11 protein-coding genes are annotated in these 13,962 nt (G+C 60.7%); 3 read left to right on the top strand and 8 right to left on the bottom strand.

The window, feature by feature from the left end:
• Window position 1 precedes the first annotated feature (1 nt).
• The 3 genes from mgtE to J5278_RS13645 all read right to left on the bottom strand — a co-directional run bounded on the left by mgtE (window position 2) and on the right by J5278_RS13645 (window position 4,086).
• A complete protein-coding gene (gene mgtE / locus J5278_RS13655) occupies window positions 2-1,375 on the bottom strand; it encodes a magnesium transporter (protein ID WP_209187372.1) in 1,374 nt (457 codons plus the stop codon).
• Window positions 1,376-1,739: 364 nt separating this feature from the next.
• Complete coding sequence (locus J5278_RS13650) at window positions 1,740-2,753, bottom strand: zinc-binding alcohol dehydrogenase family protein (RefSeq protein ID WP_209183279.1); 1,014 nt, start codon at window positions 2,751-2,753, stop codon at window positions 1,740-1,742.
• Between the two features lie 130 nt (window positions 2,754-2,883).
• Window positions 2,884-4,086, bottom strand: coding sequence for an MFS transporter (locus J5278_RS13645; protein WP_257623404.1), 1,203 nt, complete (start codon window positions 4,084-4,086; stop codon window positions 2,884-2,886).
• Window positions 4,087-4,424: 338 nt separating this feature from the next.
• Between J5278_RS13645 and J5278_RS13640 the strand changes: the two genes are divergently transcribed.
• Complete coding sequence (locus J5278_RS13640) at window positions 4,425-5,372, top strand: diacylglycerol kinase family protein (protein ID WP_209183280.1); 948 nt, start codon at window positions 4,425-4,427, stop codon at window positions 5,370-5,372.
• A gap of 9 nt (window positions 5,373-5,381) precedes the next feature.
• On the opposite strand, the gene J5278_RS13635 is transcribed toward J5278_RS13640, so the two are convergent.
• Window positions 5,382-6,764: a glutamine synthetase family protein gene (locus tag J5278_RS13635; protein WP_209183281.1), complete on the bottom strand. Its 1,383-nt coding sequence runs from the start codon at window positions 6,762-6,764 to the stop codon at window positions 5,382-5,384.
• Window positions 6,765-6,814: 50 nt separating this feature from the next.
• Here J5278_RS13635 and J5278_RS13630 point away from each other — a divergent pair, with 50 nt between their 5' ends.
• A complete protein-coding gene (locus tag J5278_RS13630) occupies window positions 6,815-8,182 on the top strand; it encodes an aspartate aminotransferase family protein (RefSeq protein WP_142829810.1) in 1,368 nt (455 codons plus the stop codon).
• A 14-nt stretch (window positions 8,183-8,196) separates the two neighbouring features.
• Here J5278_RS13630 and J5278_RS13625 read toward each other — a convergent pair whose 3' ends face one another.
• The 3 genes from J5278_RS13625 to J5278_RS13615 are packed head-to-tail and all read right to left on the bottom strand — an operon-like array spanning window position 8,197 to window position 11,336.
• Window positions 8,197-8,787 (bottom strand): NUDIX hydrolase, encoded by a 591-nt coding sequence (locus J5278_RS13625; RefSeq protein WP_209183282.1) that lies wholly within the window; start codon window positions 8,785-8,787, stop codon window positions 8,197-8,199.
• A 40-nt stretch (window positions 8,788-8,827) separates the two neighbouring features.
• On the bottom strand, window positions 8,828-10,324 hold the full coding sequence (locus J5278_RS13620) for a glycosyltransferase family 39 protein (protein ID WP_209183283.1): 1,497 nt from the start codon (window positions 10,322-10,324) through the stop codon (window positions 8,828-8,830).
• Window positions 10,317-11,336: a glycosyltransferase family 2 protein gene (locus J5278_RS13615; protein ID WP_142829806.1), complete on the bottom strand. Its 1,020-nt coding sequence runs from the start codon at window positions 11,334-11,336 to the stop codon at window positions 10,317-10,319. The genes J5278_RS13620 and J5278_RS13615 overlap by 8 nt, the downstream gene beginning before the upstream one ends.
• Before the next feature lie 89 nt (window positions 11,337-11,425).
• On the opposite strand from J5278_RS13615, the gene J5278_RS13610 reads away from it, so the two are divergent.
• Window positions 11,426-12,397: a lysylphosphatidylglycerol synthase domain-containing protein gene (locus tag J5278_RS13610; RefSeq protein WP_209183284.1), complete on the top strand. Its 972-nt coding sequence runs from the start codon at window positions 11,426-11,428 to the stop codon at window positions 12,395-12,397.
• Between the two features lie 47 nt (window positions 12,398-12,444).
• On the opposite strand, the gene J5278_RS13605 is transcribed toward J5278_RS13610, so the two are convergent.
• Window positions 12,445-13,938 (bottom strand): AMP nucleosidase, encoded by a 1,494-nt coding sequence (locus tag J5278_RS13605; RefSeq protein ID WP_209183285.1) that lies wholly within the window; start codon window positions 13,936-13,938, stop codon window positions 12,445-12,447.
• Between the last annotated feature and the right edge of the window lie 24 nt (window positions 13,939-13,962).

Here is a 13,962-nt window from a genome sequence, read left to right as displayed (position 1 = left end):
ATCAGAGCAAGGTGCCGCTGAGGATCGCCAGGGCCACGGTGAAATAGATCACCAGGCCGGTGACATCGACCAGCGTCGCCACGAACGGCGCCGAGGCGCTGGCGGGATCGAGCCGCATCTTCTGCAGGATGAACGGCAACATCGAGCCGCAAATCGAGCCAAAGGTGACGATACCGATCAGCGCTCCGAACACCGTCAGCCCCACCAGCTGCCAGTGCGGTCCATAGTCGAACAACCCCAGCTGCTGCCAGGCAACGATACGGATGAAGCCGACAAGCCCGAGGATTGCGCCAAGTGTCACGCCGGTCGGCAATTCGCGCACAAGCACTCTCCACCAGTCCGAAAGCTTCAGTTCGCCGAGCGCCAGCGCGCGGATGATCAGCGACGTCGCCTGCGATCCGGAATTGCCGCCGGAGCTCATGATCAGCGGTATGAACAGCGTCAGCACGACCGCCTTTTCCAGTTCGCCCTCGAAATGCTGCATGGCGCTTGCCGTCAGCATTTCGCCGAGGAACAGCGCCGCCAGCCAGCCGGCGCGCTTGCGGATCATGCCGGTGAAGCTGATCTGCATGTAAGGCTTGCCGAGCGCTTCCATGCCGCCGAATTTCTGGGCGTCCTCCGTGGTGTCGGCAATCATCGTGTCGATGACGTCATCGACGGTGACGATCCCCAGCATCTTCTGTTCATCGTTGACGATCGGTAGCGCCAGCAGGTTGTGCTTGCGGATCAGGCGCGCGACATCCTCCTGTCTCATCAGCGGATACGCCGTAACCGGTTCGCCCATCTGGGCAACCGTGAGGATCGACGCGTCGTTCTCACCATTGATCAGCCGGCGCAGCGTGACGACATGGGTCAACGCATGCGTCAGGCTGTCGAGCACGTAGATGGCGTAGACAGTCTCGCGAGAGCGCTCCACCTGGCGCACGTGCTGCAGCGCCTGGCCGACTGTCCAGTCGTCCGGTACGCTCACATACTCCGTCGTCATGATGGCGCCCGCCGTGCGTGGCGGATAGCCCATGAGAGCCTTGATCGCCTGTTGCGTCGCAATGTCCAGCCGCGCAACGAGGTCGCCGCGGACATCTTCGTCCATTTCGAGGATAATGTCGGCAACGCGGTCGTTGGCGGTGGCGTTCAGCAACTTTGCCGCATACTCAGGCGGCATCGCGGTTACGATATCGGCCGCGTTGTGCAGCTCCGGTTGGTTGAGGACATGCACCGCCTTCTGCAGCGACAATGTGGCCAGTGTCGCGGCTGCCTCTCTCACGTCGAGGGCATTGAGCCGTTCGACGCGCTCTGCTGTGGTGATGCCGCGCGTTTCGTGAAGGAGGTTAAGCGCGGCGTGGCCGGCCCGAACGGGTAAGCTGTTAAGGTTCATGAGCTCGCCTTTCTGTCGATCCGCCGCAGCGGCGGATCGTGGCGAGCCGACAGGAGTCGGTTACTGCACGAAGGCCGCTGACGGCATAGGCAATCGACTGCTACTGTCGCTAGGCATCGTGAGATGACTCCGGTTGATCGGCATGGATGTCACTGACCTCCATGCCGCGAGAAATCGCGCCAAATGCCCGAAAAGTCAAGCGCGATAGGGGCTTGCAGCCGTTGCCGCATCGCTTTTTTCACGATTGCAAAAAACTGCATCGGCGGGTTGAGATGCGATATCATAACTGCAATTTACGGCAGTGAGGCCGGGTGGTTCACCCGGCCTCACTGTCTTCATCATTCGCAAGAAAGCCCTGAAAAATTTAGAATCCTGCCAGGACGATCTTGCCCTTCGTCGCGCCACTTTCCAGCATCGCATGTGCCTTCTTGAGGTTGGCGGCGTTGATGGTGCCGAGCGTTTCGGTCAATGTCGTGCGCACCTTGCCGGTGTCCACGAGCCCTGCCACCTCGGTCAGAAGGTTGTGCTGCTCGATCATGTCGGCGGTCTGGAACAGCGAGCGCGTGAACATCAGCTCCCAGTGCACCGAGATCGACTTGCGCTTGAAAGCCATGATATCGAGCGTCTTGGGGTCATCGATCAGCGCAAAGCGACCCTGCGGAGCGATCGCTTCGGCGATGTCAGCAAGGTGCTTTCCGGTATTGGTCGTCGAGAACACGAAAGCCGGTGCTCCAAGGCCTAGTGCCTTGATCTGTGGCGCCAACGGCTTGGAATGGTCGATGACATGGTGAGCGCCGAGTTCCCGGACCCAGCTTTGCGTTTCCTGACGCGATGCGGTGGCAATGACGGTCAGGTCCGTCAGCATGCGCGCCAGCTGTATTGCAATCGAGCCGACGCCGCCGGCACCGCCGATGATCAGGATCGTCCGCGAAGCACCTGGAACCGTGTCCTGCACCTTAAGGCGGTCGAACAGTGTCTCATAAGCCGTGATGGAGGTGAGCGGCAGGGCCGCAGCGGCGGCGAAGTCGAGACTTTTTGGTTTCAGCGCGACGATGCGTTCGTCCACCAGATGGAATTCTGCATTCGAGCCACCGCGATCGATGGCGCCGGCGTAGTAGACCTCGTCTCCCGGCTTGAACATCGTGACCTCAGCACCCGTCGCCTCGACGATGCCGGCCGCATCCCATCCGAGAACCTTGTATTGCCCGGCATCGGGTATGACGCCGGCACGGACCTTGGTATCGACGGGGTTCACGGAAACGGCCTTGATCTCGACGAGCAGATCCCGCCCGCTGGCTTCCGGCATCGGCAGGTCGACGTCGATCAATGCGCTTTCGGCTGAGATCGGCAGTGGATTCTGATAGGCGACGGCGCGCATGGGGAACTCCTGTGTTTGTAGCGAGACACGTTAGATGCGCATCGTTAATCGGCAACGCAAGGAGCATCGCCCTAGTTCGGTTCTATCGAGACCGTCAAATTGCGCCGTGAATGTCCGGGGAGGATGGAGGCTAGGCGATCCCGCCCTTGCGCTCCAGCGCAACGGATATGCCGAATACCGCGAGGCCACCGACCGAAAGGATGGCGCCGACATAGCCGGTGGCGGCCGCAGTGTAGCCCCAGGCGATGGCAATGCCGCCCAGCCATGCGCCGAGCGCGTTGGCGACGTTGAAGGCCGAGTGATTGGAGGCGGCGGCCAGCGTCTGGGCATCGGCTGCCACATCCATCAACCGAGTCTGGACGGCAGGACAGGCAGCAAAGCCGCAGCCGATCAGGAATGTGCAGACGCACAGCATGACGGGATCGGCAGCAGTCATCGAAAACAGCGTCATAATGACCACATTGAAAGCCAGCATGCCGCCGATTGTGCCCTTCAGCGAGATATCGGCCAGCCGCGAGCCGACGACATTGCCGACATTCATGCCGATGCCGAACAGTGCCAGTACGACCGGGATCATTCCCACCGAGAGGTGGGCGACATCCGTTGTCGTCGAGGCGATGTAGGTAAAGATCGAGAACATGCCGCCGAAGCCGACGGCAGCGATGGCGAGCGTCAGCCAGACCTGGACGCGCACCAGAGCGCCGAGTTCACGCAAAACGCTGGCGCCCTCGGCAACCTTGTCTTTCGGTAGGAACAAGGCGATCAACAGAACCGTCAGGGCGCCGAGGCCGCCAACCATCATGAATGCCGCCCGCCAGTCGAGCAACTGCCCGAGGAATGTGGCGATCGGCGTGCCTATCAGCGTTGCGATGGTGAGCCCGAGCATGACGCGTCCGACAGCCCGTGCGCGGCGATGGATCGGCACCATCGAGGCAGCCACCAGTGCTGCAACCCCGAAATAGGCTCCATGCGGCAGACCGGTCAGGAAGCGCAGCAGTGTGAAGCTGGCAAAGGTGGGCGCGAAAGCGCTCATGATGTTGCCGGCGGCAAAGACCGTCATCAGCAGCAGCAATAATGTCCGCCGGGCAAGCTTGGCCGACAGCACGGCAATTACTGGCGCGCCTATGACGACGCCAAGCGCATAGGCGCTGATCACATGCCCTGCTTCCGGCGTCGTCACACGGAACGTATCGGCGACGTTGGGAAGCAACCCCATGATGACGAACTCGCCTGTCCCGATGCCGAAACCGCCCATGGCAAGTGCCAGCATGACAAGCGCGACGGCAGTGCTCGATGGAGCTTCGACTGCGGATGGCGGATCGAGGTTGTCGATGACAAGGTCGGTCACGGAAGCTCCAGATAGGCTGGCTGCAGGAGGCTTTTCGCAGCGCCAGTAAATTTGGCGCCAGCCCCGGTCACAGATCGGAAAAATTGGGATGGCGCGATGCACCTGCAGATCACTATGAATCAAAAGGATAGCCGCGTCCCCTGCGTTTTTCGCACCGCAGCATGGCCGGTTGTGCATACGTAGGTCTACGACCGGAGCTCACCTTTCTTCACGTTGCCGTGACAGGAATGTCTTGATTTCGCTCGACGACAGGCCATCTTAGCGAGAGAATTGCATGGGCTGTCCAATATCGACTGTCCGAACTGAGGAAACCGGGATCCTCTATGAAGCTTATCGGACTTTTCAACCAAGACGGTGGCACATTCCGGACAACGGACATGAATGCCTACCGTATCCATGCGGAAAAGGTTTTCCGCGACGCCGGCCATGACTTCGAGTGTCAGGTGGTGTCGGGGAAGGAAATCGTGCCCGCCATGGAACGGGCGGCGCGGCGCGATGACATCGAGGGCATCATTGCCGGCGGTGGCGACGGCACGATTTCGGCGGCCGCCTCCGTCGCCTGGAAAAACAAGATTGCACTCGGCGTTGTGCCGGCCGGTACCATGAACCTCTTTGCCCGCTCACTTCAGCTGCCGCTGGATATCTGGCAGGTGCTCGATGTGATTGCCAATGGCGAGGTCGATGCAGTCGATATCGGCAGCGCCAACGGTCGGCCCTTCATCCACCAGTATTCTGCCGGAATGCACGCACGCCTGGTGCGCTATCGCAATTCCTTCACCTTCAGCTCGCGGATAGGCAAGATGTCTGCCAGCGTGCGGGCGGCCCTCGGCGTTATCTTCAACCCACCGGAATTCGATGTCGAGTTCGATATCGACGGCAAGAAAGAGCGCCGTCACGTGTCCGCCGTGTCCGTATCGAACAACCCGTTCGGACAAAATGCATTGCTCTACGCCGACGAGCTGACGACCGGAACGCTTGGCTTCTATCTCGCCAAGCCTATGAAACCGTTGGGCGTAACTCGGCTGGCCTTCGATATGCTGCGCGGCAAGTTTCGCGATAATGTCGATGTCATGGTCATGCACACGCAGTCGCTGCACCTGCATTATCCGAAGATGAGGTCCAGGGCTCACTGCGTGATCGACGGTGAACTGTTGCGGCTCGAGCGCGACGTCGAGCTGAAACTCCACCCGCGCGAGCTCAAGGTAATGGTTGCCCATGGAACGGCGAACCGCGTTGCCGTCGAGCAGAGCAGCGAGCCGGCTCCGGTCTGAGCAAGCGCATTATATGCGCGGCAAATATGTCCGGTAGTCGAGATCCGAGACGCTGCGCAGGAAATGGATGGCTTCCTTTTCCTTCGTATCCGCAAACAGCGTCTGGTACCTCTCGCCAAAAATCTCCCTTGTGAAGGCCGAGGCGCGAAACCGCTCAACGGCTGTCAGAAAATCATGGGTCAGCTTCGGTGCGTCGATAGCGGGCGCATCGGCGGTGGTCTCGGGCCCCGGATCGAGATCCTCCGTCAGGCCGCGCAGCATGCCGCCGAGGATGGCGGCGATTGCGAGGTAGGGATTGGCATCCGCGCCGGCAACGCGGTGCTCGATGCGAGCGCCTGCACCGTTTTTTTCGGGAATACGCAGCGCCGTGCCGCGGTGATCGTAGCCCCAGTTCATGTCGACCGGTGCAAACGATCCTGGCTGGAAGCGGCGATAGGAATTGGCAAAGGGTGCAAACACCAGCTGCGTTTCCTGCATCGTCCGCAGCAATCCGGCACACACCGATTTCAGCTTGGCGGGGTCGCCGCCCTCCGCGTCAAGAATATTGCGGCCATCCTTGTCGAGAATGCTGACATGGACGTGAAGTCCGGAGCCGGCATGATCGGTGTAGGGTTTGGCCATGCAGGTCGATTTCAGCCCATGCTGTCGTGCCGCCTGGGCCGCGATTCTTTTCAGGCCGATGCAGTCATCGGCGGCAGCCAGAGCGTCGGGCCTGTGCAGCAGGTTCACTTCGAACTGGCCCGGCCCGAACTCTGCAGTCGTCGCATCGGCCGGCAGGCCCTGCGCCCGGGCGTAAGCGCGCAGCGTCTCGAGATAGTCGCCGAGCAGGTCGACAGCATCCATGTCGTAGAGCTGAAATCCGTCCGGCTCGCCGCCATAGGTGAGGGCAGCGGGCGGCGACGGGACGCCGGTCTCGCGCCAATCCGCAGCCAGGAGATAGAACTCCAGCTCCGTCGCGACCACCGGCGTCAGCCCCATCCGCCGATAGCGCTCGACAACGGCAGCAAGGATGGCGCGCGGATCCATGAAGCTCGGCCTGCCATCGAGTTCATGCATTGTCGCCAGCACCTGGCAGGATCCGGCCGGCGCCCAGGGCATCGGCGCCAGGGTGCGCGGATCGGCGATGCAGCTTCCGTCGGGATCGCCGATGGTCATCGACAAGCCGTTCAACTCATCATTGTCGTAACCCCAGATATCAAGTGTTTGCGTCGATAGGGGCAGCCGCACGTCGCCGGCCCAGACCTTTTTCTCAGCCGAAAGCGGGATCTGCTTGCCGCGCAGCCGACCGTTCATGTCAACGATCAGCACCTCGATGCGAGCCGCAGGGTCCGGCGTGTCGTCTTTTGCGGTCTCGACCGTCATGCTCTTGAAAATCCTCGAATGCCCGGCCATGGTCGTAGCCGATCAAGCCCGGCCTTTCAATTCCGAAGGATTTGCAGACGATGACGGAGACGAAACCCTTGTCCAATCTCGCCGCCATCGATGCAGCCCATCACCTGCATCCCTTCGCCGATACCGGGAAGCTGAACACTGAGGGCACGCGCATTATCCAGCGCGGCGAGGGCGTCCATATCTTCGACAGCCTCGGTAAGAAATACCTCGATGGATTCGCCGGTCTCTGGTGCGTCAACATCGGATATGGACGCAAGGAGATCGCCGAGGCGGTCGCAAGGCAGATGAACGAGCTGCCCTATTACAATACGTTCTTCGGCACGACCACCACGCCGGCAACCCTGCTTGCCGAGAAGGTCTGCTCCCACGCCGGGCCCAACTTCAACCACATCTTCTTCACCAACTCCGGTTCCGAGGCGAACGACACATGGTTTCGCATGGCGCGGGTTTACTGGAGCGCTGTCGGCAAACCTTCCAAGAAGATCGTCATCGCGCGCCGTAACGGCTACCACGGCTCGACTGTCGCCGGCGCCAGCCTCGGCGGCATGAAATACATGCATGAGCAAGGCGACCTGCCGATCCCGGGGATCGTCCATATCGGACAGCCCTATTGGTACGCCGACGGCGGCGATCTGACGCCCGAGGCTTTCGGGCTCAAGGTGGCAGGCGAGCTTGAGGAGAAGATCGACGAGCTCGGCGAGGATAACGTTGCCGCCTTCGTGGCCGAACCGATACAGGGGGCAGGCGGCGTCATCATACCGCCCTCGACCTACTGGCCGGAGATCGACCGCATCTGCAAGGCACGCAACATCCTGCTGGTTTCAGACGAGGTGATTTGCGGCTTCGGACGCCTTGGCGAATGGTTCGGCTTCCAGCACTACGGTTTCACGCCGGACCTTGCACCCATCGCCAAGGGCCTTTCATCAGGCTATCTGCCAATTGGCGGCGTGCTGGTCGGAGACCGTGTTGCCGATGTGCTGATCAACGACGTCGGCGAATTCAACCACGGCTTCACCTATTCCGGCCATCCGGTATGCGCGGCCGCCGCACTCGAAAACCTGCGCATCATCGAGGACGAGCATCTCGTCGAGCGCGTGCGCAATGACATCGGACCCTATTTCGCTGCAGAATGGAGCAACCTTGCCGATCACCCCATGGTCGGTGAAGCCGTCAGCGTCGGCTTGATGGGCGCCCTGCAGCTTGCCGCCGATAAGACTACGCGCCGCCGCTTCGACAAGCCGGATGCCGTCGGCGCCATGGTTCGCAATCACGCGCTGGCCAACGGCCTAGTCCTGCGCGCCACCGCCGACCGCATGCTAGCCTCGCCCTCCCTGATCATCAGCCGCGAGGAGGTCGACACGATGGTCCGCATTGCACGTCTGGCGCTGGACGCGGTCTGGGCGGGAACCACCGCCTAAACCGACCATCCAAGTCAGACGATCCATTTCCCTGCCTTGTTCAGAGCAAGGGTCAAGGCTGCGACATGAATGGCCTGGATCATCTCTCCAGCCAGCATCATCCTGATGGCTTCGCGAATAGGCACTCGAACAATCTCGGTCCGCTCTGTCGGATTGTCATCCGGAAGCGCGTTGCATTCAATTCCGAGCGCCAGAACGATATGGCAAAGATTGGTATGGGTTGCCGGGTTCGGGGACAAAGACGCCACCGGCAGCCACTCCGCCGCCGAAAATCCGGTTTCCTCCCGCAGTTCACGCTGCGCCGCCTGCACCGGGCTGCCATCTTTAGCATCAATAGCACCGCCAGGCAATTCCAGCGAGATACGGCCTAAGGCATGACGATATTGTCTGAGCAAAAGAATATTGTCCTCGGTATCGATCGCCACGACCTGAACCCAGTCGCTATACTCGAGGACATAATAGGGAGCGATTTCAACGCCTTCGGATGTGACGCAATCGTCGGCCCTGACCGTCAGCCAGCGATCGCGCAGCGGGTAGCTCGACCTCTTGATGTCCCACGGAGCAAGATTGACATGCGCGGGCTGGGTCTGATCGCTTGCAGCCATGGCTTGCCTCCGAGTTTTGAAGAACGGATAGCCGCAGTGGTTACTGCGGATAGATCCAGGCATAGGCAAAATGTGCCGTGTCACCGGGCTTGCCGTGGATGTAGCCGACATCCGCCTGGCGAACGACCGCGTTTACATATTGCGGTCCGAGCGAGGTGCTTACCCATTCGGTGAGAACGGGTGGCATGGCATCACGACCCTTCTTCGGCAGCCAGACGAGCAGCACCGGCCTCTCCGCCGTCCACTGATAGGGCAGCGTCAGGTTGCCGAAAAACCGCGACATGACGGGCACGCCAGGAAACTGGAGTTTGAGGTTGCCGGCCGGCAGCCAGTCATCCGTCATCACCAGCCCCGGCGTCTTGCCTTCTGTGCTGACAATCTGGCTGGCAAAATCGGCATAGGGAACATTGTAGGCTTCATAAGAGCCGAACAGGCCCGGCACGGTCACGCGGGTCAGCAGGGCCGTCGGGATGAGCAGCATAAGTGCAATCGGAATGTAAACGAAACGCTTGGAAAAATCTTCAGCACGCAGCCCGGCAATTTCCATCTTCAGGCAAAGGTAGATCGGCAGCAGGAATAGAAACGGCAGCAGCCAGCGGTCGCGCATTGCAGTCATGCCGATGCCGAAAATCAGAACCAGCACCAGAACCGCGATGGCAACGAAGATCGTCGCCAGGAAACGCGTCCATTCGTTCGACCTCTTCAGGCTGGCAAACAGGCCTTTCCCGAACACCAGCGCGTAGACGATGGCGGTCGGCAGGCAGATGACAATGGCGAGCTTGAAAAACTCGAGAGGTCCCTGGACGAGTTTTGCCCAATGGCTCTTCGGCGCGTCCTGCTCCATGATCCCGAGCGTGCGACCGGAGGCCAGATCGAAATTGTGGAGCAGCCACAGGCCGTGCGGCAGGAAGATGATCAGTGCTATCAGCACAGTCACAAGAAACCGCTTGTCGAAAATGCGGACGCGGCCTTGCGGGTGCAGGAACACGGCAACGACGGTGGCTGCGGCCAGCAGCGCGAAATTGTATTTCGACAACATGCCGAGGCCGAGTGCCACGCCGGTGATCAGGTATCCGGTCCACGACGGCGTCTTAAGCGTCCGGATGACGCCATAGAGAAACAGGTTGATGGTCACCATCTGGGCGACCGTATGGGTGAGATCGCGTTGCGCCTCCCAGAAGAGCTGCGGAATGGTCAGCAGTGACAGGGTGGCGATGACGGCAAACAGCTTGTCGGCCAGCACCAGACGGGCGAGCTTGTAATAAGTCACGTAGATCAGAAACAGCACGAGGTTCTTGACGACGGAAATGATCGCCAGCGACAGGCCAAAGACCGAAACGAACGCTGTCTGCAGCCAGTTATACAGAGGCGGTTGCGAATCGTAGCCGAGCGTCAGCCATTGCGAAAAGAACGCCTGCTGCGATTCGTCGTAGCGCATGCTGTGCGGCATGAGCATGCGGACGACAAACTCGAGGCAGAAGTAGGCTGCCAAAAGGAGGATCACGGCATCGGGCTTGCGGACCAGCAGCCTATGCATGGGGATGATCCCGATCGAAGATCGTCCGGACGATGTAGTTTGGCGACGTGTCGTCACGGTAATAGTTGCGGGCAATCATCTCGGCCAGAATGCCGGTCGTGACCATCTGTACGGAGGCTAGAAGCAGCACGACGCCGACCATCAGCATTGGCCGGGTGCCGATATCGTTGCCCATGATGAATTTGTCGACGAACAGATAGGCCATGATGACCAGCGCAAGCGCGCCGAAGCCGAGGCCAAGCGACCCGAAGAAGTGGCCGGGCCGGGCCTTGTAGCGCATGAAGAACATCACGGAAAGAAGGTCGAGGATGACCCGGAACGTCCGTGATATGCCGTATTTCGACTTGCCATGGGCGCGGGCATGGTGGCTGACGACCATTTCGCCGATCCGCGAACTCGGCACCACGCTGGCGACCCAGGCCGGGATAAAGCGGTGCATCTCGCCCATCAGCTTGACCTGCTTGATGATCGCGGCCCGGTAGATCTTCAGGCTGCAGCCATAGTCGTGTATCTTGACGCCCGTCGTCCGGCCGATCAGGTAATTGGCGCACCATGACGGGATCTTGCGCAAGAGCAGTCCGTCCTGGCGATCCTTACGCCAGCCGACGAGAAGATCGAGATCGCGGCGTTCCAGTTCGGCGACCATGGCAGGAATATCTTTCGGGTCGTTTTGCAAATCGCCGTCCATCGTCGCGATCAGCCGGCCGGTGGCCGCATCGATGCCGGCCTGCATCGCCGCCGTCTGGCCGAAATTCCGCTGCAGTTCCACAAGTCGCAGGATCAGGCCTTCCTGGCCAAGATAGCTCCGGGCGTTGACCAGGGTCGCATCCGTGCTGCCGTCATCGATCAGGATCAGTTCCCAGCGACCGGGGAAAATGGCCATCGACTGGGTGATACGCTCGATCAACGGGCCGACACTGTCTTCCTCGTTGAAAACAGGCACGACCAGCGAAAGCTCGACTGGATTGACGGTATCCGCGTGAAGCCGATTAGACTCTGCCGTTGTCTGCAACGCTACTTTCTCCTAAAAGCCGCTATGATCGGTGGCCGGGCGAGCAAAGTTCGTACCGTCAGCCAGAGCTCACACGGGTGCTTTCCTACATGAAGAGTCCAATGGTTGCCACCCGACAATCCTGGTTTATTCGAAACCGGATGACGCTGCTGACCCTGGGCGTCGTCTTGCTCTACGCTGCCTTCATAGAATGGTTCTGGGGCTGGAGCGTCATCCTTGCAGAATGGGCAAAAGTCGGCGCCTTGCCGATCGTCGTCGCCCTCGCATTGCTGACCGGCACCTACTTTCTGCGGACGTGGCGTATCTACGATTATTTCCCGGGCGAGACGAAGGGTCACTTCGCAGCCCTTTTCCGAGTTACGCAGATCCACAACCTGCTCAACATCATGATGCCGTTCCGCACCGGCGAAACCAGCTTTCCGCTTTTGATGCGCTCCGAATTCGGCATTCCGCTGGTCCGCAGCACCGCGGCGTTGCTGGTCATGCGGTTGCTCGACCTCCACGCGCTACTCGCCGCCGCCGGCATGGGCCTCGCCGTAACATCACCGCATAAAGCCGTTGCCTGGTTGCTCTGGTGCTTTTTCCTGCTCTTGCCGGTCGCAGCCTTTGCGGTGCGCCGCCCGCTGGTCCGGCTCGCCGCCAAGGCGCTGCCCGCAAAGGCGCAGTCCATTGTCCTCGAGATCGAAAGGGGACTGCCCATAAACGCATCCGCTTTTGCAAGGGCCTGGCTGATGACCATCGTCAACTGGCTGGTCAAGGTGCTCGTGCTCGCCTGGGCGCTCGGACTTATGCAGGTTGCCCCGCTGGCGGCCAGTTTTGGCGGCGCTCTCGGTGGTGAGCTGTCTTCCGTGCTGCCGGTGCATGCGCCAGGCGGCGTCGGCACCTATCCGGCAGGCATTACGGCCGGTGCGCTGGCCTTCGGTGCCCCCTCCGACACGGCGTCGCTCATCACGCTGGCGCAGGCAAGCATCAACGGCCATCTACTGGTTATCGTTTCCGCACTCATCGGTACGGCGCTGGGACTGGCGATGTCGAAAGGCCGGGTCCAAAAGTCGGCCTGATGCCACCGCCCTCTCAGCAGGTTGGCAAGAGGGCGGTGCGTGTGTTCCTACTGGAACGCCGTCTCGAAAAAGCTGCGCAGCTTGCGCGAATGCAGCGCCTCGGGCGGCATGGCAGCGAGCTTCTGGATGGCGCGGATGCCGATCTGCAGATGTTGGTTGACCTGCGTCCGATAGAAGGCGGTCGCCATTCCCGGTAGCTTCAATTCGCCATGCAGCGGCTTGTCCGAGACGCAGAGCAACGTGCCGTAGGGCACGCGGAAGCGAAATCCGTTGGCTGCAATCGTTGCCGATTCCATGTCGAGGGCGATGGCGCGGGCCTGCGACAGCCGCTTGACCGGCCCAGCCTGGTCGCGCAGTTCCCAGTTACGGTTGTCGATGGTGCCGACCGTGCCGGTGCGCATGATCCGCTTCAGCTCGAAACCCTCGTAGCCGGTAATCTCGGCCACCGCTGCCTCAAGCGCCACCTGCACTTCGGCCAGCGCCGGGATCGGCACCCAGATCGGAAGGTCGTCGTCGAGCACATGGTCTTCACGCATGTAGGCGTGGGCAAGCACGTAATCGCCGAGCCTCTGGCTGTTGCGCAGGCCGGCACAATGGCCGAGCATCAGCCAGGCATGTGGACGCAGCACTGCGACATGGTCGGTGATCGTCTTGGCGTTGGAGGGGCCGACGCCGATATTGATCATGGTGATCCCGGCATGACCCTTCTTCTTCAGATGGTAAGCCGGCATCTGCGGTAGTCGCGGCGAAGCGATATCAGTATCAGGCGAGCTCGATCCGGCGTTGGTGATGATATTTCCCGGTTCGACGAAAGCTGTGTAGCCTTCGCCGCCCTTGGCCATCAGGTCACGTGCCCAGGTGCAGAACTCGTCGATGTAGAACTGATAGTTGGTGAACAGCACGAAATTCTGGAAATGCGCCGCGCTGGTCGCCGTGTAGTGAGCGAGCCGCGCCAGCGAATAGTCGATGCGCTGGGCGGTGAACGGTGCCAGCGGCGAGGGCTGGCCCGGAGGCGGTATATATTCGCCATTGGCGATCTCGTCGTCGGTCGTGTTCAGATCCGGCGTATCGAAAAGATCGCGCATCGGAATGTCGGCAAATGTCGCAGCCGAAGCCTCGACGTGCGCTCCTTCGCCGAAAGCGAAATGCAACGGGATCGGCGTCGTCGATTCGGACACGACAATCGGTACGTTGTGGCTGCGCATCAAAAGCGCCAGCTGCTCCGTCAGATAATGCCGGAAAAGCACGGGCCTGGTGATCGTGGTGGTGTAGATGCCGGGCGCGGTGACGTGACCGTAGGACAGCCGCGAATCGACATGTCCGAAGCTGGTAGTCTCGATGCTCACCTGCGGATAGAAGGCCCGGAAGCGAGCAGAGATTGGCTCCCCCTCGGCAAGTTCGGCGAATTTGCCGATCAAGAAGGCCGTGTTCCTGTCGTAGAGCTCGGTCAGAGCATCGACAGCTTTGACCGGATCGTCAAAGGTAACGGGCGCGAAGGGTTCGGGTGAGGATACGTCCAGCGGAGAGAATTTGTTGCTCATGCGCCATTATAGAGTGCTGTCTCC

This window comes from Rhizobium sp. B21/90 (assembly GCF_019355815.1).
Taxonomy (GTDB): domain Bacteria; phylum Pseudomonadota; class Alphaproteobacteria; order Rhizobiales; family Rhizobiaceae; genus Rhizobium; species Rhizobium rhododendri.
This window is presented reverse-complemented; position numbering and strand designations above follow the sequence as displayed.

Excerpts from the sequence above, each read along its gene's own strand:
- J5278_RS13630 (WP_142829810.1), top strand. The coding sequence starts at position 6,815 with ATGACGGAGACGAAACCCTTGTCCAATCTCGCCGCCATCGATGCAGCC.
- J5278_RS13610 (WP_209183284.1), top strand. The coding sequence starts at position 11,426 with ATGAAGAGTCCAATGGTTGCCACCCGACAATCCTGGTTTATTCGAAAC.
- J5278_RS13650 (WP_209183279.1), bottom strand. The coding sequence starts at position 2,753 with ATGCGCGCCGTCGCCTATCAGAATCCACTGCCGATCTCAGCCGAAAGC.
- J5278_RS13640 (WP_209183280.1), top strand. The coding sequence starts at position 4,425 with ATGAAGCTTATCGGACTTTTCAACCAAGACGGTGGCACATTCCGGACA.
- mgtE (WP_209187372.1), bottom strand. The coding sequence starts at position 1,375 with ATGAACCTTAACAGCTTACCCGTTCGGGCCGGCCACGCCGCGCTTAAC.
- J5278_RS13635 (WP_209183281.1), bottom strand. The coding sequence starts at position 6,764 with ATGGCCGGGCATTCGAGGATTTTCAAGAGCATGACGGTCGAGACCGCA.
- J5278_RS13625 (WP_209183282.1), bottom strand. The coding sequence starts at position 8,787 with ATGGCTGCAAGCGATCAGACCCAGCCCGCGCATGTCAATCTTGCTCCG.
- J5278_RS13620 (WP_209183283.1), bottom strand. The coding sequence starts at position 10,324 with ATGCATAGGCTGCTGGTCCGCAAGCCCGATGCCGTGATCCTCCTTTTG.
- J5278_RS13605 (WP_209183285.1), bottom strand. The coding sequence starts at position 13,938 with ATGAGCAACAAATTCTCTCCGCTGGACGTATCCTCACCCGAACCCTTC.